25 protein-coding genes and 1 pseudogene are annotated in these 20082 nt (G+C 67.1%); 16 read left to right on the top strand and 10 right to left on the bottom strand.

From position 1 onward, the window contains the following. Positions 1-67: 67 nt before the first annotated feature. The gene (locus ABZU76_RS07765) at positions 68-853 is read left to right on the top strand and encodes a recombinase family protein (RefSeq protein WP_354866789.1); all 786 of its coding nucleotides are present in this window, start codon (positions 68-70) and stop codon (positions 851-853) included. A 428-nt stretch (positions 854-1281) separates the two neighbouring features. Continuing rightward, positions 1282-1509: pseudogene (locus ABZU76_RS07760) on the top strand (suppressor of fused domain protein); the annotation flags it as partial. Between the two features lie 363 nt (positions 1510-1872). On the opposite strand, the gene ABZU76_RS07755 reads toward ABZU76_RS07760, so the two are convergent. Beyond that, positions 1873-2937, bottom strand: a complete 1065-nt coding sequence (locus ABZU76_RS07755; protein ID WP_354866175.1) for an NAD(P)H-binding protein — start codon at positions 2935-2937, stop codon at positions 1873-1875. Between ABZU76_RS07755 and ABZU76_RS07750 the strand changes: the two genes are divergently transcribed. After that, entirely contained in the window at positions 2866-3792 is a 927-nt protein-coding gene (locus ABZU76_RS07750; protein WP_354866173.1) for an AraC family transcriptional regulator, read from the top strand. The genes ABZU76_RS07755 and ABZU76_RS07750 overlap by 72 nt on opposite strands. On the opposite strand, the gene ABZU76_RS07745 is transcribed toward ABZU76_RS07750, so the two are convergent. Next, positions 3768-4769 (bottom strand): RNA polymerase subunit sigma-70, encoded by a 1002-nt coding sequence (locus ABZU76_RS07745; RefSeq protein ID WP_354866171.1) that lies wholly within the window; start codon positions 4767-4769, stop codon positions 3768-3770. The two genes, ABZU76_RS07750 and ABZU76_RS07745, sit on opposite strands and share 25 nt — an antisense overlap. Before the next feature lie 5 nt (positions 4770-4774). Further along, the gene (locus ABZU76_RS07740) at positions 4775-5335 is read right to left on the bottom strand and encodes a dihydrofolate reductase family protein (protein WP_354866169.1); all 561 of its coding nucleotides are present in this window, start codon (positions 5333-5335) and stop codon (positions 4775-4777) included. On the opposite strand from ABZU76_RS07740, the gene ABZU76_RS07735 reads away from it, so the two are divergent. Continuing rightward, the gene (locus ABZU76_RS07735; RefSeq protein ID WP_354866787.1) at positions 5334-5840 is read left to right on the top strand and encodes a LysR substrate-binding domain-containing protein; all 507 of its coding nucleotides are present in this window, start codon (positions 5334-5336) and stop codon (positions 5838-5840) included. The two genes, ABZU76_RS07740 and ABZU76_RS07735, sit on opposite strands and share 2 nt — an antisense overlap. Here ABZU76_RS07735 and ABZU76_RS07730 read toward each other — a convergent pair. The 3 genes from ABZU76_RS07730 to ABZU76_RS07720 all read right to left on the bottom strand — a co-directional run bounded on the left by ABZU76_RS07730 (position 5782) and on the right by ABZU76_RS07720 (position 8511). Then, entirely contained in the window at positions 5782-6486 is a 705-nt protein-coding gene (locus ABZU76_RS07730) for an acetate uptake transporter (RefSeq protein WP_354866167.1), read from the bottom strand. The genes ABZU76_RS07735 and ABZU76_RS07730 overlap by 59 nt on opposite strands. A 70-nt stretch (positions 6487-6556) precedes the next feature. Then, a complete protein-coding gene (locus ABZU76_RS07725; RefSeq protein WP_354866165.1) occupies positions 6557-7573 on the bottom strand; it encodes an alpha/beta fold hydrolase in 1017 nt (338 codons plus the stop codon). Positions 7574-8286: 713 nt separating this feature from the next. Next, positions 8287-8511: a hypothetical protein gene (locus ABZU76_RS07720; RefSeq protein WP_354866163.1), complete on the bottom strand. Its 225-nt coding sequence runs from the start codon at positions 8509-8511 to the stop codon at positions 8287-8289. A gap of 460 nt (positions 8512-8971) precedes the next feature. Between ABZU76_RS07720 and ABZU76_RS07715 the strand changes: the two genes are divergently transcribed. From ABZU76_RS07715 to ABZU76_RS07690, 6 genes are all read left to right on the top strand, one after another. After that, a complete protein-coding gene (locus ABZU76_RS07715; RefSeq protein ID WP_354866161.1) occupies positions 8972-9406 on the top strand; it encodes a YbaB/EbfC family nucleoid-associated protein in 435 nt (144 codons plus the stop codon). After that, positions 9403-9708 (top strand): hypothetical protein, encoded by a 306-nt coding sequence (locus tag ABZU76_RS07710; RefSeq protein WP_354866159.1) that lies wholly within the window; start codon positions 9403-9405, stop codon positions 9706-9708. Before ABZU76_RS07715 ends, ABZU76_RS07710 begins: the two co-directional genes overlap by 4 nt. Then, positions 9705-10070, top strand: coding sequence for a hypothetical protein (locus ABZU76_RS07705; protein WP_354866157.1), 366 nt, complete (start codon positions 9705-9707; stop codon positions 10068-10070). Before ABZU76_RS07710 ends, ABZU76_RS07705 begins: the two co-directional genes overlap by 4 nt. A gap of 181 nt (positions 10071-10251) precedes the next feature. Further along, positions 10252-10800, top strand: coding sequence for a hypothetical protein (locus ABZU76_RS07700; RefSeq protein WP_354866155.1), 549 nt, complete (start codon positions 10252-10254; stop codon positions 10798-10800). Then, a complete protein-coding gene (locus ABZU76_RS07695) occupies positions 10767-11405 on the top strand; it encodes a DUF3558 domain-containing protein (protein ID WP_354866153.1) in 639 nt (212 codons plus the stop codon). The genes ABZU76_RS07700 and ABZU76_RS07695 overlap by 34 nt, the downstream gene beginning before the upstream one ends. Before the next feature lie 154 nt (positions 11406-11559). Then, positions 11560-11766, top strand: coding sequence for a hypothetical protein (locus tag ABZU76_RS07690; RefSeq protein ID WP_354866151.1), 207 nt, complete (start codon positions 11560-11562; stop codon positions 11764-11766). A 47-nt stretch (positions 11767-11813) separates the two neighbouring features. Here ABZU76_RS07690 and ABZU76_RS07685 read toward each other — a convergent pair whose 3' ends face one another. Then, positions 11814-12623 carry an alpha/beta hydrolase gene (locus ABZU76_RS07685; RefSeq protein WP_354866149.1) on the bottom strand — a complete coding sequence of 270 codons (810 nt, stop codon included), beginning with the start codon at positions 12621-12623 and terminating at the stop codon, positions 11814-11816. Positions 12624-12735: 112 nt separating this feature from the next. Between ABZU76_RS07685 and ABZU76_RS07680 the strand changes: the two genes are divergently transcribed. The 3 genes from ABZU76_RS07680 to ABZU76_RS07670 all read left to right on the top strand — a co-directional run bounded on the left by ABZU76_RS07680 (position 12736) and on the right by ABZU76_RS07670 (position 15320). Beyond that, a complete protein-coding gene (locus ABZU76_RS07680) occupies positions 12736-13155 on the top strand; it encodes a MarR family transcriptional regulator (RefSeq protein WP_354866147.1) in 420 nt (139 codons plus the stop codon). Positions 13156-13185: 30 nt separating this feature from the next. After that, the gene (locus ABZU76_RS07675; protein WP_354866145.1) at positions 13186-13587 is read left to right on the top strand and encodes a hypothetical protein; all 402 of its coding nucleotides are present in this window, start codon (positions 13186-13188) and stop codon (positions 13585-13587) included. An 842-nt stretch (positions 13588-14429) separates the two neighbouring features. Continuing rightward, positions 14430-15320: an SAM-dependent methyltransferase gene (locus ABZU76_RS07670; RefSeq protein WP_354866143.1), complete on the top strand. Its 891-nt coding sequence runs from the start codon at positions 14430-14432 to the stop codon at positions 15318-15320. A gap of 537 nt (positions 15321-15857) precedes the next feature. Here ABZU76_RS07670 and ABZU76_RS07665 read toward each other — a convergent pair. Then, positions 15858-16202, bottom strand: coding sequence for a maleylpyruvate isomerase N-terminal domain-containing protein (locus tag ABZU76_RS07665; RefSeq protein WP_354866141.1), 345 nt, complete (start codon positions 16200-16202; stop codon positions 15858-15860). Positions 16203-16779: 577 nt separating this feature from the next. Beyond that, a complete protein-coding gene (locus tag ABZU76_RS07660; RefSeq protein WP_354866139.1) occupies positions 16780-17316 on the bottom strand; it encodes a TetR family transcriptional regulator in 537 nt (178 codons plus the stop codon). Positions 17317-17388: 72 nt separating this feature from the next. Here ABZU76_RS07660 and ABZU76_RS07655 point away from each other — a divergent pair, with 72 nt between their 5' ends. Next, positions 17389-18447 carry an aldo/keto reductase gene (locus ABZU76_RS07655; protein ID WP_354866137.1) on the top strand — a complete coding sequence of 353 codons (1059 nt, stop codon included), beginning with the start codon at positions 17389-17391 and terminating at the stop codon, positions 18445-18447. A 45-nt stretch (positions 18448-18492) separates the two neighbouring features. After that, entirely contained in the window at positions 18493-18984 is a 492-nt protein-coding gene (locus tag ABZU76_RS07650) for a VOC family protein (protein WP_354866135.1), read from the top strand. Positions 18985-19185: 201 nt separating this feature from the next. On the opposite strand, the gene ABZU76_RS07645 is transcribed toward ABZU76_RS07650, so the two are convergent. Next, positions 19186-19896 (bottom strand): alpha/beta hydrolase, encoded by a 711-nt coding sequence (locus ABZU76_RS07645; protein WP_354866133.1) that lies wholly within the window; start codon positions 19894-19896, stop codon positions 19186-19188. A gap of 17 nt (positions 19897-19913) precedes the next feature. Here ABZU76_RS07645 and ABZU76_RS07640 point away from each other — a divergent pair, with 17 nt between their 5' ends. Then, a complete protein-coding gene (locus ABZU76_RS07640; protein WP_354866785.1) occupies positions 19914-20063 on the top strand; it encodes a VOC family protein in 150 nt (49 codons plus the stop codon). Positions 20064-20082 lie beyond the last annotated feature (19 nt).

The raw sequence follows: 20082 nt of genomic DNA, 5'->3' as shown, positions 1-20082 counted from the left end.
TCGCACTGACACCCGGCCGATGGAGCCGACGGCCTCCGCGATGCGGTTGGTGATGCCCGCAACATAGCTGAATCTGGAGGGCGTTCCGTGTCCGTCGGCGAAGCGTCCGGATCAGAATCGGCATCGGCTCGTGGACGGATGGCAGGGCAGCACGGTCCGGTCGATTCTGGAGAACCCTCGGTACACCGGCTACGCCTTCTCTGGCCGGTGGGCGAAACACGAGACCTTGTTGGACCAGGAGGACGTGGCGGCTGGTCATGTTGTTCGGTTCCGGCGCGCTACGCCGCACACGAAGAGGACTGTCGCGGCAACGAGAACGGTCAGTACACGGACCGTTGTCCCGGCCTTCGCGACGGCGGCAAGTACCAGCCTTCGATGTACTCGAAGATCGCCCTGTGCGCGGCGGTGCGGGTGGGCCAGGCTGGCGGTGTACGGCCGGTGTTCGACCGAGGACAACCAGGACCCGGAGACTTCGCGTGGTTGGCAGATCGGGAATGTGCGGAAGTTCGTCGAACCGCTCGGCGGTCAGGTTGTGGCCGAGTTCTTCGACATCGGGCAGTCGCGGTCCGTTCCGTGGGAGCGGCGGGTCGAAGGTGCGCGCCTGCTCGCCGAGCTGAAGAATCCGCGCCGCGGATGGGATGCGATCGTGGTCGGCGAGGGCACGCGGTGTTGGTTCGGCAACCAGTTCTCACTGATCGCGCCGAAGTTCGCTGCCTATGGGGTCGATCTGTGGGTGCCGGAGTTGGGCGGGAAGTACGACCCGCGGAACCCGTCGCACAAGATGCTGATGTGCGTGCTCGGCGGCATGAGCGAATCGGAGCGCCAACACGTCCAGGACGATCTTGCACGTTAACCACACGCCTGCAACTGCCAAGTTGACCACGGGATCGTCGCCGACACGGCACTGTGGCTGCACGGCCTCTGCAACTAGCGGGCCGGCGCCGCGACGGGCCTGGTGAGCGCTCGCAGGGCGGCGGAGAAGCGCGTGGCGATCGCGAACACTGCCATCACGCAGGCAAACACGATCGTGGCCGCTGTCGGGCCTAGCCCGGAAGCCAGCAACCCCGCGGTGATCGGCCGAGCCTGGTGCCGAGTCGTTCGCAACGGTGGGTCTGAGCGACCGCGAGCTGATCGCGCGAACCAGCGGGCGGCGGTTGAGTTTGGAGATTTTCCTCGCCGGTCCTGCCGGCGGCGACACCGGCGCGTATCCGGCATTGGTGGCTGGGGTGGCGAAAGCGATGATCGCCTCCGGAGAAGCGGTGCTGGCCCGCTGTCCACGGAAGCCGCATGGAAGCGTTGTACGCCGCCAACCCGGTCTATTACGACGACGGCTTCTTCGGTGTCGACTTGCCGGGGGGTAACCGAGCGGCCATCGTGTGGCTGGTGCCTGTGTCGGCGGCGGAGGCGGCGTACGTACGGTCGCGCGGGTGGCAAGCGTTCGAACAGGAGCTCATCAAGCACGATCCTGATCTCATGGACCCGGGTCGTCCCGAGCTGTTTCTCGCCTGAGTGCTTCAGGATTGGCCGTTGTGACGGGGGCACCGGTCGTGCCGCTCGGCAGTGAACCCCGCTATCGGCCAACGGCGTCACGATCATGCTTCGCCGACGCGGGTGAACATCGCCTCTTCGTTCGCCGGCTCGCGGACCTCACTTTCGCGGCAGCGCATCGACAACAGGTAACGCACCACGGTGACCTTCTCCTCACGACGGGGCGGGTTCCTCCCGCCTCGACCGCCTCGACCGGACAATCGTTGGCTGACAGTGTCCCGGCTACTTCCCGCAGCGACGCGCGGGAAGTAGCCGGGCGAGCCCGAATCGGCCCCGCGCCCGCCTGGCACGTGCGCACTGTCTTCGCTACCAAACCTGCACTGGTCAGGCGATCGACGTTGAGGGCGCAGGAGACGTCGCGGCGAAAACCTCCCGCGCGTAGGCATCCAGAGTGCGCGGAGCGTGGCCGGTCAGCCGCCGCACATCGTCGGTGACGCCGTCGAAGACGTCGGCGCGCACGAAGACGAACAGATCCATCATGTGGTCGACCCACGCGTTCGGACGACCCGAGCGGGCGAAATGCGCCCGGTGCGCCTCGAGGTCGGCGTCGACGTGACGGATGGCCCGCCCTGACGCGCTGGACAGCGTGTCGGCCACTTCCGCGAACGTCAGGGACTGAGGGCCGGTGAGGTCGTAGCCGTGGCCGTGATGGCCGTCGGTCGTCAGCACCGCGACGGCCGAGTCGGCGACGTCGCGGGTGTCGACGAAACCCGCACGATGGCCTCCGCTTCCCGCGTAGAGCTCGGCGTCGTCGCGGATCGCCCTGGCGTACACCGCGTCATCCTCGTCGAAGTTCTGCATCAGCCAGTTGGGACGCAGGATCGTCCAGTTCCGGCCCGACTCCCGCACCACCTGCTCGACTTGCGCACGGGGAGCAGCCTCCGGTGCCTTGTCGACACCGAAGGCGGACATGAGGACCACGTGATCCGCCTGCGGGGCGGCGGCGATGAGACGCGCGAACAACGAGGCCGCGTTGTCGAGGACGTCGAGACCCTTCAGGAACAGGGCGTCGGCGCCGGCAACGGAATCCGCCCACGTGGACTCGTCGGCCCAGTCGAACAGGACCGGGGTGACGTTCGCCGTGGGTGCGCCCGGATGCCGGGACGCCGCCCGCACCGAAACGTCCGCTGCGGCGAGCGCAGCCGCAACGCGCTTGCCCGCCTTACCCGTTGCGCCTTCGACCCATACCGTCTTCATCGTCATCTCCAGTTCGCGATCAATGAACACTGACGCCAGATTATGACGATCCCAAGAGACAGAAAATGATTGATGGTCGTGTTTCTTTGTCTCATCGTCTCGCAGTTGTAGACTTCCGGCATGGACGTGCTGGCCGACATCCTGACGGCGATGCGAGCGGGTCGGCCGGTCGCCGCTCTCACCGAGGTCCACGCACCGTGGGGTCTGCGCTTCGATCAGGTCCTGGGTGCCGCGTTCCACGTTGTACTGCAAGGCAGTTGTCGGCTGGCTCCCCTGGACGGGGCCGCGTTCGCGGAGGTTCAGCTGGGGCCTGGGGATGTGGTGCTGCTCGGCCGGGGTACTCCGCACGCGATCGTCTCCGCACCGGGTGCGGACCTCACTCCGTTCGCTCCCGTTCGTGACACGCCGGGCGGATCATTCGGGCGGTTCGCGCTGCCCGGGCCCGGGGCTCGGTCGACGATCGTGTGCGGCGCGTACAAGCTGGTCCGCCGCCGTCCTCATCCGCTGCTGCGGGATCTGCCGGAGGTTGTCCACCTGCCTGCCGCTCCCGGACGTGATCCGGGTCTGCGGGCAATGGTGGACCTGCTCGGCGCCGAGCTGTACGAGGCGCCGCCCGGGGCCGCCGCCGTGGCACCGTCGCTTGTGGACGCTCTGCTGGTGTATCTGCTCCGCGCGTGGATGGCCGGCTCCGAAAACACTGCAACGAGCTGGTCGGCCGCGTTGACCGACGCCGTGATGTCCCGGGTGCTGGCGGCCATGCACGCCGAGCCCAGCCGAGCGTGGACGGTGGAGCAGCTCGCCGCGGTCGCCGGGCTTTCGCGCGCGGCCTTCGCCCGCCGATTCGCCTCCGTGGTGGGCGAACCGCCGTTGACGTACCTCACGCGCTGGCGGATGACCACCGCTGCTCAGCTGTTGCGCACCACCGACAAGACGCTGGCGCAGGTCGCGTCCGCCATCGGGTACAGCTCTCCGTTCGCCTTCGCCAAAGCGTTCCGGCGGGAGTACGCGACCACCCCCGGCAGTTACCGGGCCGACGCCGCCGGATGACTGCTTTCCCGCGCGGCGCGACTGCCATCATGCGGGAACCGCACCCGGTCAGGGTCGTCGGGAAAGCCCGCCGCGCCGACCAGTTCCGGGTCGAGGAAGGTCGTGATCGACGCCAGGTGCGTGGTGTCCGCGGTCAGCACGGCCAACCCGAACGGCCGGAAGGGCGCGTCGGTCCGCTCCCGGTAGTAGGCCACGGCGGCCGGCTGGTCGTTCGCGACCGTGGGGTACATCCGGTACAGCCCGGGCGCGGTGAGCACGTGCTCGGCCAGGAACGGAACGCACGAGCGTTTCCCGGACAGGGACAACCCGGATGGAATCACCTCGAGGGTGGCGTCGTCGCGCAGCAGGCGGGTCAGGGCCGCGACGTCGGCGGTTTCGAAGGCACAGATGTAGGAGTTCAGGACGTCGCGCGCCGCGGGCGAGTCCGGCTCGGCGAAGTTCTCCGGCGCCGGCGTCAGTTCGTCGAGCCGGGCGCGTGCGCGCTGGAGGGCGCTTTTGACCGCGGGCACGCTCGTGTCGAGCACCTGGGCGATCTCGGTGGCCGGCATGGCCAGCACTTCGCGCAGCAGGAACGCCGCGCGTTGCCGCGGCGGCAGGTACTGCACGCTGGCGACCAGGGCGAGCCGCAGCATCCTGCGTTGTTCGGCCACCTGGGCCGGGTCACCGAGCCGCGGCGTGACCCAGAGGACCTCGGCCGCGGCCAACGGTACGTCCGGGTCCTCACCCGGGGCGCCGAGCCCGGCCGGCAGCACTCGGCGGCCCCGCCCTTGCAGCGCCGTGAGGCATACGTTCGTGGCGATCCGGTACAGCCAGGTACGTACCGACGCGCGTTCTTCGAAGGAGGCGCGGCTGCGCCACGCTCGCAGGTAGGTCTCCTGCACGAGGTCCTCGGCCTCGTGCGCCGAACCCGTCATCCGGTAGCACAAGGCGACCAGCTCCGGCCGGTACTCCTCGAGACCGTCCCATGTCTGCGGCATATCCGTCATCCTCGTCGTGGCCGGTAGCGCAAGGACACCAGCCCTGGATCGGCGCCCGGGCCCGCGCTGAGCATCTCCCAGGTGCTCGGCGCGTCGCCGGGGTCGGAAAAAGAGGCGCCGTCGGGGACGATCACGGGCACGACGGTCACGGCCAGCTCGTCGACCAGCCCGGCCGTGGTGAGCGTCCGCCCGAACCGGCCGTGCCCGTAGACGATCAAGTCCCCGCCCGGCTCCCGCTTCATCGCGGCGACGGTTTCGGTGATCTCGGTGTCGAGCACGGTGGTATTGGTCCAGTGCGGATCTCGCAGGGTCGAGGAGAACACGTACTTCGGCATGGCGTTGAGGTAGGCGGCGTATTCGCCGGGGGTGTCCGGCCACTGCCGGGAGAAGACTTCGTAGGTCCGCCGGCCCATCAGCATCGCCGAGCAGCCGCGCAACGCCGCCAGCGACGCCGTCGCGCTGCCCGGGCCGAAGTAGGGCCCGGCCCACGCCATCGGTTTGCTGATCACGCCATTGAGCGACACCAGGGTGCTGAGCACCAGGCGTCGCGAAGAGAGCGTCGTCATGGATGGTTGGACCCGGCCGGGCCTGAAAAGGAATCGGTCCGGCCCCGGTTCCTTCTCGGATCGAGTGGGTTACTCGACAAGAACACGCGAAGATCCGATCCCCGACGCTCTGAGGGCATGTCTCGGCCTCGACGCCGAACCGATGCGCCACCGCGCCGGCAGCACGCTCAGCGTGCTCGAGCTCGTCGCCGCGAGGGTCGGTGTCGCGCTGGTCCCGGATCGGGTCGACCGGATCGCGGTACCCAGCGTCGTCTACCGTCCACTCTCCGGACTGGGGGCGAAGGCCGAATTCTCCGTCGTCCAACGCGCAGACGAGACGAACCCGGCTGTCGTGCCTTCCTCGAGAACGCCCGCCGACGGTCCGGCGGCGCCCGGCCGCCGGGGAAAGTCTCGGCGGCGCTCGCCACCGGCCCACCGGAGGGCTCCAGTTGCCGCGCGCGGTCCACTCAGGCCGAGTGCGCCGTCCGCCTGGGCGGCCAGATCGGCAGCAGGCCCCGTCCGCTGACGTCGTTGAGGACGATGGCTGAGCACAGGTAGAACGCGACGAGGGAGTCGAGGAGGCCGACCCAGCCGCCGGCCTTGGTCAGCGCGATCGCGGTGGCTCCCGATCCGATGAGGTTGGCGAGGCCCAGCAGCACGTAAACCACGACCAGCAACACGAACGCGGTGAACGCGGGTGCGTTGACCACCCGCGCCCCGACGGCGAGCATCGCGGTAAACAACGCCCACACGATCAGGTAAGCGCCGAACATGCGGGCGAAATTCGCTGCTCCCGCCGTTTCGGTGATCATCGGGGCGTAGAACTGCACGATCAGCGCCGTGGTGAACAGGAAGCAGGCATACGCCGAACAGAACGTCGCACCGAACAGGTTGTTGCCGCGGAACTCCCAGATCCCGCCGACGAGCATGGCGAGCGCACCAGTGCCCATCGCGACGGGAACGAACAGCGTGGCCGTCCGCTGGTCCACGACACCTGTGTTGGCCAACGACAGAATCGTCAGCGAGAATCCGAACCCCGCCAGCGCCAGGGGCACCCCGCTGGCTGTGGGGGCGAAGGCGGTCGTGGCGGGCTCACCCGCACGCGGCGACGGCACTTGCGGGGCGGCTCCCGAAGGAGCGGTTCGTTGTGCATATTCTGCGCTGCTGGTCATGATGCTCCCTCCAGGCTGCGCAGGAATGCTCCGACACGGACCGGGTGGAGCCGCGTCGAGGCCAGGCGGATCAAACTTCCGTGGCGAGCAGTTCCTTGAGGCCGTTGTCGATGAACCGGGTGTCCTCCGGGTTGAGGCCGCCACCGGCGAAATGTCCCCACGCTCCCGGGATGACGCGCAGTTCCGCCCGGTGCATGTGCTTGACTTCCCACTCGTTGTCCTCGGGCGGGAAGTACAGGTCCTGCTGCGCAGGCATCACGATCGCGGGCGCCCGGATCGCGCCGAGCGCGTCCTCGACGCTGCGCATTCCCGGCGTGTTGCCGATGTCGGCGTGCTGCCAGGTCCACAGCATGGTCAGGAGGTTGTTCGCGTCGCGCTTGAGGAACAGGCCCTCCCAGAAGGCCACGAGGAAGTCTTCCAGGGACGCGTAGCCCAGTGGCTCGCGCTCGTAGATCGTCTCCCGGTAGAACTGCTGGCAGAAGCCCCAGCCGGCGTAGACCCGCGCCATGGCGCGGAGCCCGATGTCGGGTTGCTTGTCGTACCGGCCGCCGTTGTAGGCCGCGTCCGCGGTAAGCGCCGCCCTGACCCCTTCCAGGAACACGAAGTTGTGCAGGCTGGTCTTCGCCGATCCGCAGAACGGCAGGATCCGCTTGACCATGTCGGGGAAGCTGACCGCCCACTGGTAGGTCTGCCCGGCGCCCATCGACCAGCCGGTGACCAACTCCAGTGTCCCGATGCCGAAGCGCTCGGTCACCAGCCGGTGCTGGAACTGGACGTTGTCGTACATGGTCACCCGGGGAAACGACGCGCGGTCATGCGGCGCGGGCGTGTTGCTCGGCGACGAGGACAACCCGTTGCCCAGCATATTCGGAATGATGATGAAGTATCTCGCCGGATCGAGCGCCATCCCCTCGCCGATCAGCCATTCATTGTCGTAATGCTGCCCGGAGTACCACGTTGGGTAAACGATCGCATTGCTCTTGTCACCGTTGAGCTCGCCGTATGTCTTGTACGCGAGTTTGGCATCGCTGAGCGTGGCGCCTTCTTGTAACCGGACGGTACCAAGGTCGAAAATTTCGTAATCCACGAGAGCCTCCTTGCCGGTTTCTCCGGCTGCGCGCTCCTCGTGGTCCACGATACGCCGCCACCGGGTAGGCGGTGCGGGCCGGCTGAACTGTATCGCGCCAGTTCCCGCCCCGGTCGACCAGCGCTGGTACCGGTGGGATTCACGATGTTCAAGTTGTGCACGTCGAGCAGTTCGCGGTCCGTCCGCGATGGACTTCGACCGTCCCCTGGACCCAGAGTGACGACCTGTCGCTCTGGGTCTTGTTCGAGGGCACCGGGTGCCTCCACGCCGGTGCCGCTCGATGTCGGCAACACCAGAAAACTACAGCTCACAGGCCTTTTGGAGCCGTGCGTTCTGGGTTGAACCGCGCCAGTGGCTCGAACTGCACCGACGGCCGCACCGACGCAGCCATCGCAACCTCCTGGCTCACCCGCCAGCGGGACCGTTCCCACCCGGCGACACATGCCCGCGAACGTAACCCGGGCGGAGCAACCCACCTGGGAAAAGTGCTGGTTACCAGCCCGAAGGGTGAGTGGTCAGCCTCGACGTCCGGTGCGGGCGCAACCAGCGGTAGTGCCTCGTCCCGATGTCCAGCGACGGCGCGAAGAGTTCGGTCTTGACGTCGCGGCGCCAGCAGCCGCGTTAGCCTCTCGTCGGTCGAGTCCTCGGTGCCCACACGATCCGGTCGCCCTCGCCGCCGATGCCGTTACCGGCGGGCGAGGCGGGCGCTACAGCTAGGGCTTGACGAGGAAGACGTCGGCCGCCGATCGACGCTGCCCGTTCGATGCGAAGACCGCCACTCCGTTTCCGGTGTCGACCTCCAGGCGGTAGCCGTCGATCGTTCGCAGCACTTCGGAACCGTCGGGCCGCTGGTGCAGAACACCGCTGGGCAGGCCTGTGGGATCGAGGTTAAACAGCCCGAAGGTCAGCCCGCCTTCGCAGGGCGCATTCCAGTACACGATTCCGTCGGCATCGACATAGTAGGGATGACCGTGTCGAGCCGAACGGTGAGCTGCCGTGATCGTCGACGTAAGACCGCCGCCGCGGGTCCTCACTCTGCGGTGTGGGAGAGCTCCCATGAATCTGTGTCCGAGGGGCGAGTTGCACACTAACCACACGCCTGTCGCTCGGGTCGCGGACCGAACGTTTCTAAGGGAAGTCGGTGGCATGACGACGCCGACACGCGGGGGCCACTGATAGTTGGTCGAAGTCGCCAACGGCGATGATCAGCTCTCGCTTCCGCCGTTCGACACCATGTCCGGCCCGGCGGCGGTTGGTCGGCATCCAGCACTCAGCCCCGGCTGTTCTTCGTCCGGTTCTGCTGTGTCCGCGAGTCACCGTAAGATCCACTGGGCACGTTCCGTCACTTGATGGAACCTGGAGTAAGGGGAGTTGGATGCTCGACACCGTGCTGCGGTCATGACCGCGCCGCGCCCTGATCTGCGGCTGATGCAGCGGCAGGCCGGTGAGTTGGACGCCCAGCTCTCGGCCGTCAGGCACACCGCGAGGTCGGCCGATCAGCTGGTCAGCGCGATGGTGACGGGCCAGGGAAAGCTGGTCGACCTGCGGATCGATGACCGGGCGCTCCACGGTGCGCACGGGCAGAAGCTAGGGCTCGACATCGTCGACGCCATCCGCAACGCGCGCAACGAAGCGCTGGCGTCGTCGTTGCCGCAGCTGAACGCGCTGTTCGGCAAACAACCGCCGCCTCCGCCGGCCACGGGCCCCGCACCGCAGCGGCACGCGACCGCGCCGGAACCTGCCCACTACCAGCCCGAACCGGACGACGACCAGAGCTTCGAGGAGCTCGACTTCCTGACCGACGAGCCGGAGCCGGGAGGTGGACGCTGGTGATCAGCGAAGACCAGCTCTACAACCTCGCGAAGGAAATCGACGCGCGCGTGGCCGCAGTCGAGCAGGCCGCGAAGGCCGGGGAGAGCCTGCCGCTGGTGCTCGACATCGGCGCGGGTCTCGGCACGGTGACGGTGGACGGCTCGGGCGGACTGGTCTCAGTGGACCTCAACCGTGACGCGGTTGCCGCCCACACCGGAACAAGCCTGTCCGGGCACGTCCTGCGTGCGATCAACAACGCCGAGTCGGCGGCGTCGACCCGGCGCAAGACCATGGTCGAGGACGCGGCACGGGAGGTCCGATGAGCAACGGCAACTTCAACCCGTTGGGCAACGCGGCGGCCGGCTCGCGTTTCGAGGTCTACCCCGAGGCCTTGCGGGCAGCGACAGACGACATCTACGCCGCGCGCGACAAGGTCGTCAAGTTCGGCATCGAGGACTTGTCGCAGATGATCCTGCGCGACGACGACGTCGGGATGCTGGGTGCTAAGGCTGGCGTCGTCACAACCTTCAACGACGCCATCGAAGGGATCCGTGACAAGACCGGCAAGGGTGCGGTGCAGCTGGAACGGTTCGCGGAAGCGCTGGACAAGGCGGCTGACTACTACGAGACCCAGGACGAAGAGGACCTCAAGCAACTGCGCGCGAAGGAAGAGGGGATGAACTGATCATGCTACATCGGCAGCCGTCCCTCCAGGCCCGCCAGCACGACCGAAACCGTATCCGGAAGAAGCCGACGGGAAGATTCGCAAGATCGCCGAGCTTCTCGGTCGGGGCGACATCCTGCAACTGCTGGAAGACGTCCGCAACAACCTGTTGGGCAACGCAGTCCAGGTCCAGAACTTGGCCATGGAGTTCGCGAAGAACCACACCCTCGCGGATGCCGGCGACAACATCGACGAAGCCGTGCAGTCCGTGAGCGGTACGTGGAGCGGACGCGCCGCAGACCAGTTCACCACCTACGCAGGCAGGGTCGGAAAAGCTCTCGAAGGTCAGCAGAACGTCGTCGCCGGTATGTCCGGCATTCTCACCGAGATCGCCAACTGTGTGATCGAGACCTACAGCAAGGCCATCGAGTTCATCGGAACGTGCGCTGTCGAGCTGGGCAAACTGGGCTATAAGTCGATCATCGCAATCGTGACCTCGATTATTCCCATCGCGGACATCTTCACGTCGAAGGACCTGATCGACGCAGTGGTGGACGCGTTCGCCACCCTTGTCAGCTCCATCGTCGGCTTGTTCTCTGAGGCCCAAACCACGTTGAGCGGGTTCACCACGCAAGCGATCGCGCTGGTGCGGAGCGACACTGAATTCCCGGATATCCCCGACCTGCCCAGCAACTCCGGAATGGATAATGAGAAGCAGTGGCGCATCGAGCCCTCGGCAGCCCCGGCATGAGGGCATTGGTGGTCGCCGGGATCGTGGTCCTCGCAGCCAACCTGCTCAGCGGGTGCGGGCCGTCGACACCGAAACGCCTTCTCCCGCAGCCACCTGCTCCGGCACAAACCGGCGCGCCGCTGCCGCTCACCCAGGTTGACCGGCCCGTCGACCTGGCCAAGTTCGACGCAGACCCGTGCAGCCTGCTCACCAAAGACCAGGCCGCCGCCGTCGTGGCCGACCCGCCCAACGACATCCGCGCGAACGTACGAAACGGCCCTTCTGACTTCGGCTGCTCCTGGAACAACCACCTCGGTGCGCTGATCTCGGCCATGAAGCCGATCGACGGTCCCATGACTCTCACCGAACTGTCGGTGGACAGCCTGAAGAAGGACGGCGAACTCGATCCATGGACCGAAACGTCGATCGCAGGCCTCCCCGCAGTCGTCTACCACGTGTTCCGGCACATGGACGAATGCTCCGTCTCCGTCCAAGTCACCGAAGACCAGATGCTCACCTTCGACATCCAAGGCACAGACCTACCCGGCAGCTACTGGAACAACGACCGCTGCGGCGGACTCGCGAAAATGGCCGAATACGTGATCGGCAACCTTCGGCAAAGCTGAGACGCTCAACGACAAGCCTTCGGCCCCGTTGAGAAGGGCCTCGCTCTTCGCCACGCGTTCGGCCGTTCGAGAGCAGACTGCTGCTCCCGCGTCCTGAAGGGCAGGACGTTCGCATTACAGCCTTGCCTTGCGACGATCAACAGCGAGGAGCGGCATGGCTGGTGTTGCCAACTCGATTACGAACATCGCTGCGATTGCTCCGCGTCGCGCGGGCTCCAGACGCCGAACGCGAAGCGCCGTCGCGAGTGGGCTGCGCTTCGCGTTCTACGGTCGGATGTCGACGACCGAGTTCCAAGTCCGCGGCACGTCGCTGGGATGGCAGCGCGAGGTCGCCGAGGAGACGATCCGGGGCATGGTGTGATCGTGGCGCAAAACCTTGGCAGAGTGGGGTCTGCCGGCACAGACGGATCAGGCGCGGCCGGCGGCGCCATCGCCGAGGCCGAAGATGGCGCCGAGGAGTTCCTCAGGCGTCTCGACCTGGGGCAGGTGGCCGGAGCGGGGAAGCGGGGTGAACATCGACATCGGGATCGCGGCCGCGTACGCCTTGCCGTATTCCGGGCTGACGATCCCGTCGCTTTCGCCCCACACGATGTGGACGGGGAAGTCGCCGAGGGTGCGGAGCCGTTCCAGCAGGGTGGGGTCGGACATCGCCGGGCCGGTGTACGAGATCAAGGCCTGGATGTCCGGGCTGGGGCCGGTTCCGCTGGCCGCGGTAGGCGCGGGTGCCTTGCGGGGGTCGTGGAAGGACAGCTTCTGCAGGTCGGCGGGTGCGAGACCGGCGACGCTCGTCACGGGGTGTCCCTCGACTTCGATACCGATGCCGTCGACGATCACTGCGCTGCTGACCCGAGGGCTGCCCAGCAGTGCGATCTCGGCGGCCAGCCAGCCACCGAATGAGTTGCCGATCACGGTGACCTCGCTGAGCTCGAGCTCGTCGAGCATGCCGACGTAGGCCGCCGCGAGGGCGCGGGTGGAGTCCACGCCCGGCACCCGTGGGGTGCCCGCGAAGCCGGGGTGGGTCGGGGTCAGCACGCGGGAGTGCGTGCGCTGCGCAAGCAGTTCGGCGAACCCGGTCACCGTCGCCGGGCCACCGCCGCCGTGCAGGAGAAGGAAGGGGCGGGTGTGGTCACGGTCTTCGACGTTGACCGTGCCACCGGCGAGTGGTGCGCTGACGACGCGGGTGGGCCGGAGGCTGCCGGCGGGGGCGGATGTGCTCATGGGATTGGCTCCTCGGTCGATGTCTTCACGCGGCCGTGTAAGTAAGCTTATATAAAGATACTTAGTTTGCCAATCGTGAGGAGAGTCGCCGGTGGTGGGTTACTCTGCGTGGGTGGCACCGTCGCTTCAGGAGATCGGGCTCGCGGTGAAGCGGCTGCAATGGCGGCACCACCGTGAAGCCAACCGCCGGCTGTCCGCGCACGGGCTCTCGCTGGTGCAGTGGGACGTCCTGCGGCACCTGCACGAGCAGCCGGACGCCTCACTGCACACGCTGGCGGAACTGACCTTCCAGACCGACCAGTCCATGGGCGCGCTCGCCAAGCGGATGATCGACCGCGGCCTCCTGAAGCGGGTGGACGGTCCCGGGCGGGCCACCCGGCACGAACTGACCGACGAGGGCAAGCGCGCCCACGAGGCCGGATCGATCGTCCTCGGGGCGGTCCTGGCCGAGTCCGTCGGAACGCTGACCGAAGCCGAGCGGGTCGTCCTGCACGAACTCCTGATCAAGGCCGCCCACGCCGGATCACGCTGACCGCTTGCCTGCACCGGTGCGGTCGGATCGGTGATCGACGACGGAAGCCAGCCAGGCGAGGAAGGCGACCACCGCCGTCGACTGCGGCCGGTCCGCTCGCCACACGAAGTAACAAGTGAAACGCCCGCGATCGAGGCCGAAGTCGAAGGGGGCACGAGCGTGCCGTCGGCGAGCTCCTTCTCGACGAGGTCCTTCTGCGGGACGGCAGCGGACCAAAAGCTCTGGCTGCTGAGCCTGTTCGAAGAACTCGCCACCGCCGCGCGATGCGCGAACCCCGCCATCCTCGCCGTGCAGCTCCTCGTGCTGCACGAGGGCGCTCTCGCCACGCAACCGCTCCCGTTCGACTCTCTTTCACGCAGCATCGATCTGGCACGAAACTGCTTTCACGCCGACGTTGTCGAAGGTCGATCCAGAGAGCCCAGCGCACGCTGACCAAAGACTTCGGTCTTACGCTCGAGTCGCGGGCGCGCGGCGAGCACACAAGTCCAGCCAGCCCGCGCGCAGTGCGACGATCTCCCCGTCGAGCACGACGTCGCCCAGCCGGACGCCTGCATGATCTCGGGGAAGCGGTCGGCCAGGTTCCGGTCTTGGCGCAACAGCAGCAGGCCGAGCTCGGCGAAAAGGACCGTACGCCATGTTGACTGATTCAGCAGCAAGACAACTTTGCAGAGAGGTTCGAGACCAGGGGCCGCTGCTGGGACTGGTGCTAGACGCCAGTGACACGTTTGTCACCCGTGCGACGGCGGACGCGTTGCTCCGGCGTCAGGACTCGGCCGAGATGCGTAGGACTAGGGTCTGATCACGAAAGGGCCTGGTAATGGAGTCTTAGCCCGGGCGAAGCGGTGGTTCAGGTCGCAGAACGCAGCTGCGCCAGGACGAGCCAGTTCATCGGAGTCGTCGCGTAGCGTCGGCGTCGGGGCATCGTTCCACTCGACTGTCTGGGGTGCCGCGCGCACACCAGGGGTCGCATAGTGCGCACGTTTAGGCCCTCTTGTCCGGCCTCCGGCAACGGTCGTCGAAGCTGACGCTAGGGTATGGACCCCTTGTGGGACTGACGGTTTTCGTGACGCTTCGGTCCTCGTGCAGCACAGGTCGGCTGTTTCTGATCCTTCTCGCGCCAAACCCGCTCAGTCAGATCAGGAAACGACCAGAACCCTTGTAAAACATGCCAACAGTCGCATTTATTCGTGGCCCTGCAAGTAATTCGATATTTGTGTGATGATCACCACTATCCCTCCAGGTGAAGGTAATATCGGTCGGTACCGTTGATCTACGTGACCGATGCCGAACTGGCCGAGGGCGTGAGCACCACCGCCCTCATGATTGCCGCCATCCGGGCGATCGAAACCCGCCGCCCCGACGGACTCGTCCGGGACGAGTACGCCGAGCATTTCGTCCGGAAAGCGCGCTCCGGTGTCGAGATGCCCACCCGCATCGAGGACGTCGACGCCGGCGACGAGGACCCTGTGTGGGGCCGCCTGGGTGCCTACTGCGGCCTGCGCACCCGGGTCTTCGACGACGCGGTGCGAGCGGCCGCGACACCGCAGATCGTGCTGCTCGGGGCCGGTCTCGACACCCGTGCGCTGCGGCTCGATTTGCCTGCGGCGGTGCGGGTTTTCGAGATCGACCGTGCGGACGTGCTGACCTTCAAATCCACGATCCTTGACGCAGTCGGTGCGACGGCGCGGGTGCGCTGCGACCGGCTGAGCGTCGACCTCGCCGAGGACTGGGACGTCGCGCTTCTGGCCGCCGGCTTCTCGGTAGACCTGCCCACGACCTGGATCGCCGAGGGGGTGCTGCCATACCTCCCGCGTCCGGTCGAGGAGCGTGTGCTCGGGCTGGTCGACCGACTGTCCGCGCCCGGCAGCCACATTGGCTACGAGATCGTGCTCGGGCAGGAGTCCCCCGAGTTTCGCAATCATGACTTGTACGCGGGCACCGTCGAGGCCATCGGTTCGCACCTGCCGAGCCTGCTCGACGGCGGTGCCCGCCCTGACTCTGCGGGCGCCCTGCGGGCGGCGGGGTGGGAGATCACCGAACGACCGGTCGCCGACTACACCGTGCGCTACGGGCGTGGTCCAGACCCGTCGGTCGATGACCCGATCCGGCAGGCCCGCTGGGGGTTCGGGCACAAGAAGAGCCGCGTGTCCTGCCTTCGCTTGTGAGTTGGTCGCCGGTGGCGTCGGCGAAGGCGTTGATCTGCTGCTGGGTGACGGTGTGCCAGTCGGCGTACCCAAGGTGAGCGTCGACAGCCTGCCGGAGTTCTTCGATATCGCGGAAGATCTTCATACTGTCGGACCTCCGGCAACGTAGAGCACCTGGGCGGAGACGAGACCGGCCTCCTCGCTCGCTCGGAGATCGTCTTCAGGGGGGCCGGCTCCTGCAAGCCTGCCAGCGTTTCGAGGATCCGGAGGGCGCGGATGTGCCCGTCATCGTTCATGACTTGGGCCTATCTCTGATTGGTTGCATATTCTGCATCTTGCGTTGTCGAGGGTACGGTCACCACCCACGGTGGTCCGCACGGAGGCGACGTGAGGAGCGGTCCTGCGTGATTCGAGATCACGACCCCGGCGTGTGCACCGACGCATGGCCTGAGCCGGATGAAGACTGTCCAATGTCGACGAATCGTGGTGCAAACACAGGGATCGAAGCGATCAGGAGCGCTGCCCGCGTGGCGGTGGAATGGATCCCGGACAAGACGTTCACGCCGTAGAACGCGGTCGGTCGTCGGACTCCCTTTGCCGAACTGTCGTCGCAGGCCGGCAGACCGCGTTCAACCGACGGCAGGAGTCCTGGATGGTCGAAGTGGGTGGGCAGATCGACACCAAACTTTGTTCGGCGTGGCGGCCACCGTCCACGCGGTTCTGCCAGGTATGCGGAAGCACGTCGCCGTCGTAGCGGCCGCCGACCTCGCCCAAGGCCTGGCCGGCGAGCACGTGCGGCGCCCACATCTGCTCGCACACCAGGTGGTTGACCAGGTCCCGCGCGCTCCACTCAGCGCATGGCGCGGGCTCGTCCCCCTGGTCCTCACGGAACGGGTGCACCATCTCGTCGAACGCCCGGCGTCCCCTTCGTGGACTTCTGCCAGGTTCATGACTCCGGCCAAAGGTGTTGTGCCCTCTCACCGGAGGTCAGGATCCGGAGGTGTCCTTTCTGGACGAACCTTTCGGTTTCCGGGAGAGGTCAGGACAATGTTCCGGTCCCGACACTTGGTCATGTACCGGTGGCGCCGGTCGCGCACACGCCTGCAGCCGCAAGCGCCGCTGTCGCCCGCATCTTCGGGTGCCCTTGCTCCTGCCGTCGGCAACCGTCGAACAGCAGCCGGACGGTCAGCCGCGCGTTGTAGTCCGGATCGATTCGCTCCGTGCCCGCGCAGATGTCGGATCGCACGAAGCAGCTGATGGGCGTTGACGTCATCCGTGACCTCGCGGGCAGTGGCGGCAACGTGAAGCTGCGCTCGGCCAGTCCGCAGCGGTGAGCGGGATACGAGCCCGCACATGAGCTCCTTGTCGACGCTCGGTCGCCGACCGCAACCCCGACGCTGCTGGGGCCACATGCGCGCGCACCTCGCCGACGCGCGGACCACCTTGCTCGGGCTTTCTCAGGTGCCGCGACGGTGCTTGGTCATGACTCGATGATCGCCACGAGGGCCGCGGTGAAGGGGGCCGGGTCGAGGTCGCCGCGCACGGCGAGTTGCTGGCTGTAGCCGTCGCACAGGGCCACGAACGCCTCGGCGATCCGGTTCGCTTCCGCCGGCTTCCGGTCGGGCAGGAGCGCGGCGACCGCTGCGCGCAGGTCGTCGAGTTGCCGCCGGACGAGGGTGGCGAGCGGAGGGGAGACGGCGGCCTCGGCGTAGATCTGCGCGACCAGCCGGGCGTGGTCCTCCGTGCGCGCCATGGTGCGGATGTGGTGGAGGAAGTCGTGCGCGGACTCGGCCGTCAGCTCGGTGGGGAGCGCCTGGCTCGCCTGCTCGCATATGGCCGCGACGATCTGGTCCTTGCCCTTGAAGTACCGGTAGATCGCTCCGACGGACAGGCCGGAGGCTTCGACGAGGTCGGTCATGGACGTCCGGGCGAAACCGTGTGTGGCGAAGCGGGCACGGGCTGCCTCGATGATCTGCTGACGGCGTGCGTCGAGGTGAGCTTGGGTGACTCTCGGCATAAAGAACGACCATTCGTTTTCGATGGTAAGGTTCGAACCCTACCTCACAACTCGTGCCCTTAGGAGAATCTCGTGCGCTACCAGACCTTCGGACGACAGAGCGGGTTGCGGGTCTCGGAGTACGTGCTGGGCACGGCCAACTTCGGATCGGCGCCGGCCGCCGCGGGCCTGGCGGGTTCCAAGGCGATCTTCGAGGCGTTCGTTGCAGCCGGTGGCACCACGTTCGATGTCTCGAACATCTACCAGAACGGCGAGGCCGAGAACATCGTGGGTGATCTCCTCGGTCGTGAACGTGACGAGTTCGTGGTGATCACCAAGTACACCGGGAGCAGGCATACCCGGATCCGGCCGGGGACCACGGGCAACAGCCGCAAGACCATGATCCGTTCCCTGGAGGAGAGCTTGCGGCGGTTGAAGACCGAGTACGTGGACGTCTTGATGCCGCACTTCCCGGACGGTGTGACGCCGGTGCCGGAGATCTTGGCCGGCTTCGAGGACCTGATCCGAGCGGGCAAGATCCGCTATGGCGGACTGTCGAACTTCCCGGCCTGGCGGGTCGCGGGCGCCGCTGTCCGGTCGGAGTTGAGCGGGCGTGCGCCGTTGGCCGGCATCCAGACCGAGTACAGCCTGGCCGAACGCTCCGCGGAGCGGGAACTCATCCCGATGGCACAGGCCCACGGGCTGGGCGTCGTCCTGTACTCCCCGCTGGCAGGGGGTCTGCTCACCGGGAAATACCGCAGTGGCGGGCAGGGGCGGCTCAGCGCAAGGGCCGCGGCCACGGGGACTGCCGGCGAGGACACCGGGCAACGCACCGCTGTGCTCGACGCGGTCCTCGTTGTTGCAGAGGAGGCTGGGACGGGTCCCATCCAGGTCGCACTGGCCTGGCTGCGTCATCGCGCCGCACAGGTCCAGACCTCGCTGATCCCCATCGTGGGACCCCGCACCCCCGCTCACTTGAAGGGATACCTCGACGCCCTGGATGTCGAGCTCGGTCAAGAGCATTTCCGGCTGCTGGACGAGGTCAGCGCCGTCCGATTGGGCACGCCTCATGAGGATGTGGCGGCCGCGTTGACCCACGGCACCGACGGAGACCGGAGGCTTCTCGACGCCCCCCTCGTTCCCGTGCAGTGACCTCCGATCCGACCGGCCCTTCTCTCCCGATTCCTGGAGCACCCCATGCCTGTGGCCCACCTCGCTGCGATCCACCTCGAATGCACCGAACCCCTCACCCTGGCCCGCTTCTGGGCCGGCATGCTCGACGGCGAGACAGCGGTCGAGACACCGGGCTTCTGCGCGGTCAAGGCCGGCCCGATCCTCCTCGGTGCGATCCGGGTCGACGATCACCGTCCGACGACCTGGCCATCGAACGAGCGCTCGCAGCAGCTTCACCTCGACCTCGGTGGGGAGGATCCGTTGATCTCGGCCCGCCGGATCAAGCGCCGGTTCGCGACGTTCCGGGAGCAGGGCCGCCCGACCGGCAGGCCGTCGTGGTGGTTCCCTCCCCACCCCTACGGCGGCTGGCGCGGGCAGGGCCGCGCGGGTGACCGCGCGGCCCGGCCCGGCTTAGCCCGGCAACGCCAGGTTCAGTCCGTTGTGGATGGAAAGGCCGGTTCGCCTGGGCAGCTGCCTGTGGCGGCCCGTGCGGTGCTGACGACCTCCACGGTCTGAGTTCGTTCGAGCCCCGTCGTTCGGGCACGAATTGCCCCGACAAGGCTCCGGCCGATCATCCTCGCGATACTCCGTCGTGTGATGACTGATTCGAGCGCGTTCCTGACTATGCCGACACCAGGTCGACTGGCGAAGACCGTGCGTCGCCGGGTGTTCGATCGTGCGGTGGCTGAGTCGGCACCGCCGGCCTCGTGAGCCCGGTCACGCCGCGAGGAGCGCCTGGGCGACCTCGTCCGGATGGGTCAGCATCGACTGATGGCCGCCGGGCACCATGACCGGCGCCAGGCCCAGTCGAGCGGCGAACTCTGCGCCGGGCCGGGCCAGTGCGCGGTCGTCCTCGCTGAGCACGTAGGCCGCCGGGATATCGAGTGCGGTGATGTCGGGAACGTCGATCGCTTCGGTGAAGTACGCGCCGGGCTGCGGCACCAGCAGCTCGAAGAACAGTTGCTGAGCCTGTGCGGACTGGTCGGGCAGCAACGTCGGCACCTGCTCGATCACCACGGACACGGTATCGTCGGGCGACGCCGCGACCGCCGCCTCGATCATGTCCGAGTAGTCCTCGTTCTCGCCGGTCAACGGTACACCGCGCTTCGGAACGACCGCGTTGTAGTAGATCACCTTGGCGACACGGCCGATCAACTGGTGCGCGGCGGCGGTGACGGCGTACCCGCCCCAGCTGTGCGCCACCAAGGTGACCTGCTCCAAGCCGCGCTTGTCGATCTCGCTCACCACGTGGTCCACGGTGTCGGACAGGTGCAATCCCGTCGTCGAATCGCCGTCGGCAAGGCCTGGCAGGGTCAGGGTGATCGCCTGATGCCCCGCAGCACGCAGGCGGCGGGCTACCGGCTGCCAGGCCCAGCCGGCCTGCCACGCACCGGGAACCAAGACGAACGTTGACGAACTGCGTGTCATGAGATTGCCTTTCGGTACTGAGATCAATCCTCGCTGTTGAAGACCTCGATAACGCCGAACGCGAAGCGATCCGGCTCGGCGCGACCAAGGAAACACACCAACCCGGCCCAGAACGCTTTCGCGTACTTCGCGACCCGGCCGGCCACCCCTTCTGCCTGCGGGCTTGACGCAGGCAGAAGGGGAGGG

Source organism: Amycolatopsis sp. NPDC005232 (assembly GCF_040607795.1).
In the GTDB taxonomy this organism is placed as follows: Bacteria; Actinomycetota; Actinomycetes; order Mycobacteriales; family Pseudonocardiaceae; genus Amycolatopsis.
This window is presented reverse-complemented; position numbering and strand designations above follow the sequence as displayed.

Excerpts from the sequence above, each read along its gene's own strand:
- ABZU76_RS07750 (WP_354866173.1), top strand. The coding sequence starts at position 2,866 with ATGGACGTGCTGGCCGACATCCTGACGGCGATGCGAGCGGGTCGGCCG.
- ABZU76_RS07745 (WP_354866171.1), bottom strand. The coding sequence starts at position 4,769 with ATGCCGCAGACATGGGACGGTCTCGAGGAGTACCGGCCGGAGCTGGTC.
- ABZU76_RS07735 (WP_354866787.1), top strand. The coding sequence starts at position 5,334 with ATGGATGGTTGGACCCGGCCGGGCCTGAAAAGGAATCGGTCCGGCCCC.
- ABZU76_RS07740 (WP_354866169.1), bottom strand. The coding sequence starts at position 5,335 with ATGACGACGCTCTCTTCGCGACGCCTGGTGCTCAGCACCCTGGTGTCG.
- ABZU76_RS07730 (WP_354866167.1), bottom strand. The coding sequence starts at position 6,486 with ATGACCAGCAGCGCAGAATATGCACAACGAACCGCTCCTTCGGGAGCC.
- ABZU76_RS07715 (WP_354866161.1), top strand. The coding sequence starts at position 8,972 with ATGACCGCGCCGCGCCCTGATCTGCGGCTGATGCAGCGGCAGGCCGGT.
- ABZU76_RS07705 (WP_354866157.1), top strand. The coding sequence starts at position 9,705 with ATGAGCAACGGCAACTTCAACCCGTTGGGCAACGCGGCGGCCGGCTCG.
- ABZU76_RS07700 (WP_354866155.1), top strand. The coding sequence starts at position 10,252 with ATGGAGTTCGCGAAGAACCACACCCTCGCGGATGCCGGCGACAACATC.
- ABZU76_RS07690 (WP_354866151.1), top strand. The coding sequence starts at position 11,560 with ATGGCTGGTGTTGCCAACTCGATTACGAACATCGCTGCGATTGCTCCG.
- ABZU76_RS07685 (WP_354866149.1), bottom strand. The coding sequence starts at position 12,623 with ATGAGCACATCCGCCCCCGCCGGCAGCCTCCGGCCCACCCGCGTCGTC.
- ABZU76_RS07665 (WP_354866141.1), bottom strand. The coding sequence starts at position 16,202 with ATGGTGCACCCGTTCCGTGAGGACCAGGGGGACGAGCCCGCGCCATGC.
- ABZU76_RS07660 (WP_354866139.1), bottom strand. The coding sequence starts at position 17,316 with ATGCCGAGAGTCACCCAAGCTCACCTCGACGCACGCCGTCAGCAGATC.
- ABZU76_RS07650 (WP_354866135.1), top strand. The coding sequence starts at position 18,493 with ATGCCTGTGGCCCACCTCGCTGCGATCCACCTCGAATGCACCGAACCC.
- ABZU76_RS07645 (WP_354866133.1), bottom strand. The coding sequence starts at position 19,896 with ATGACACGCAGTTCGTCAACGTTCGTCTTGGTTCCCGGTGCGTGGCAG.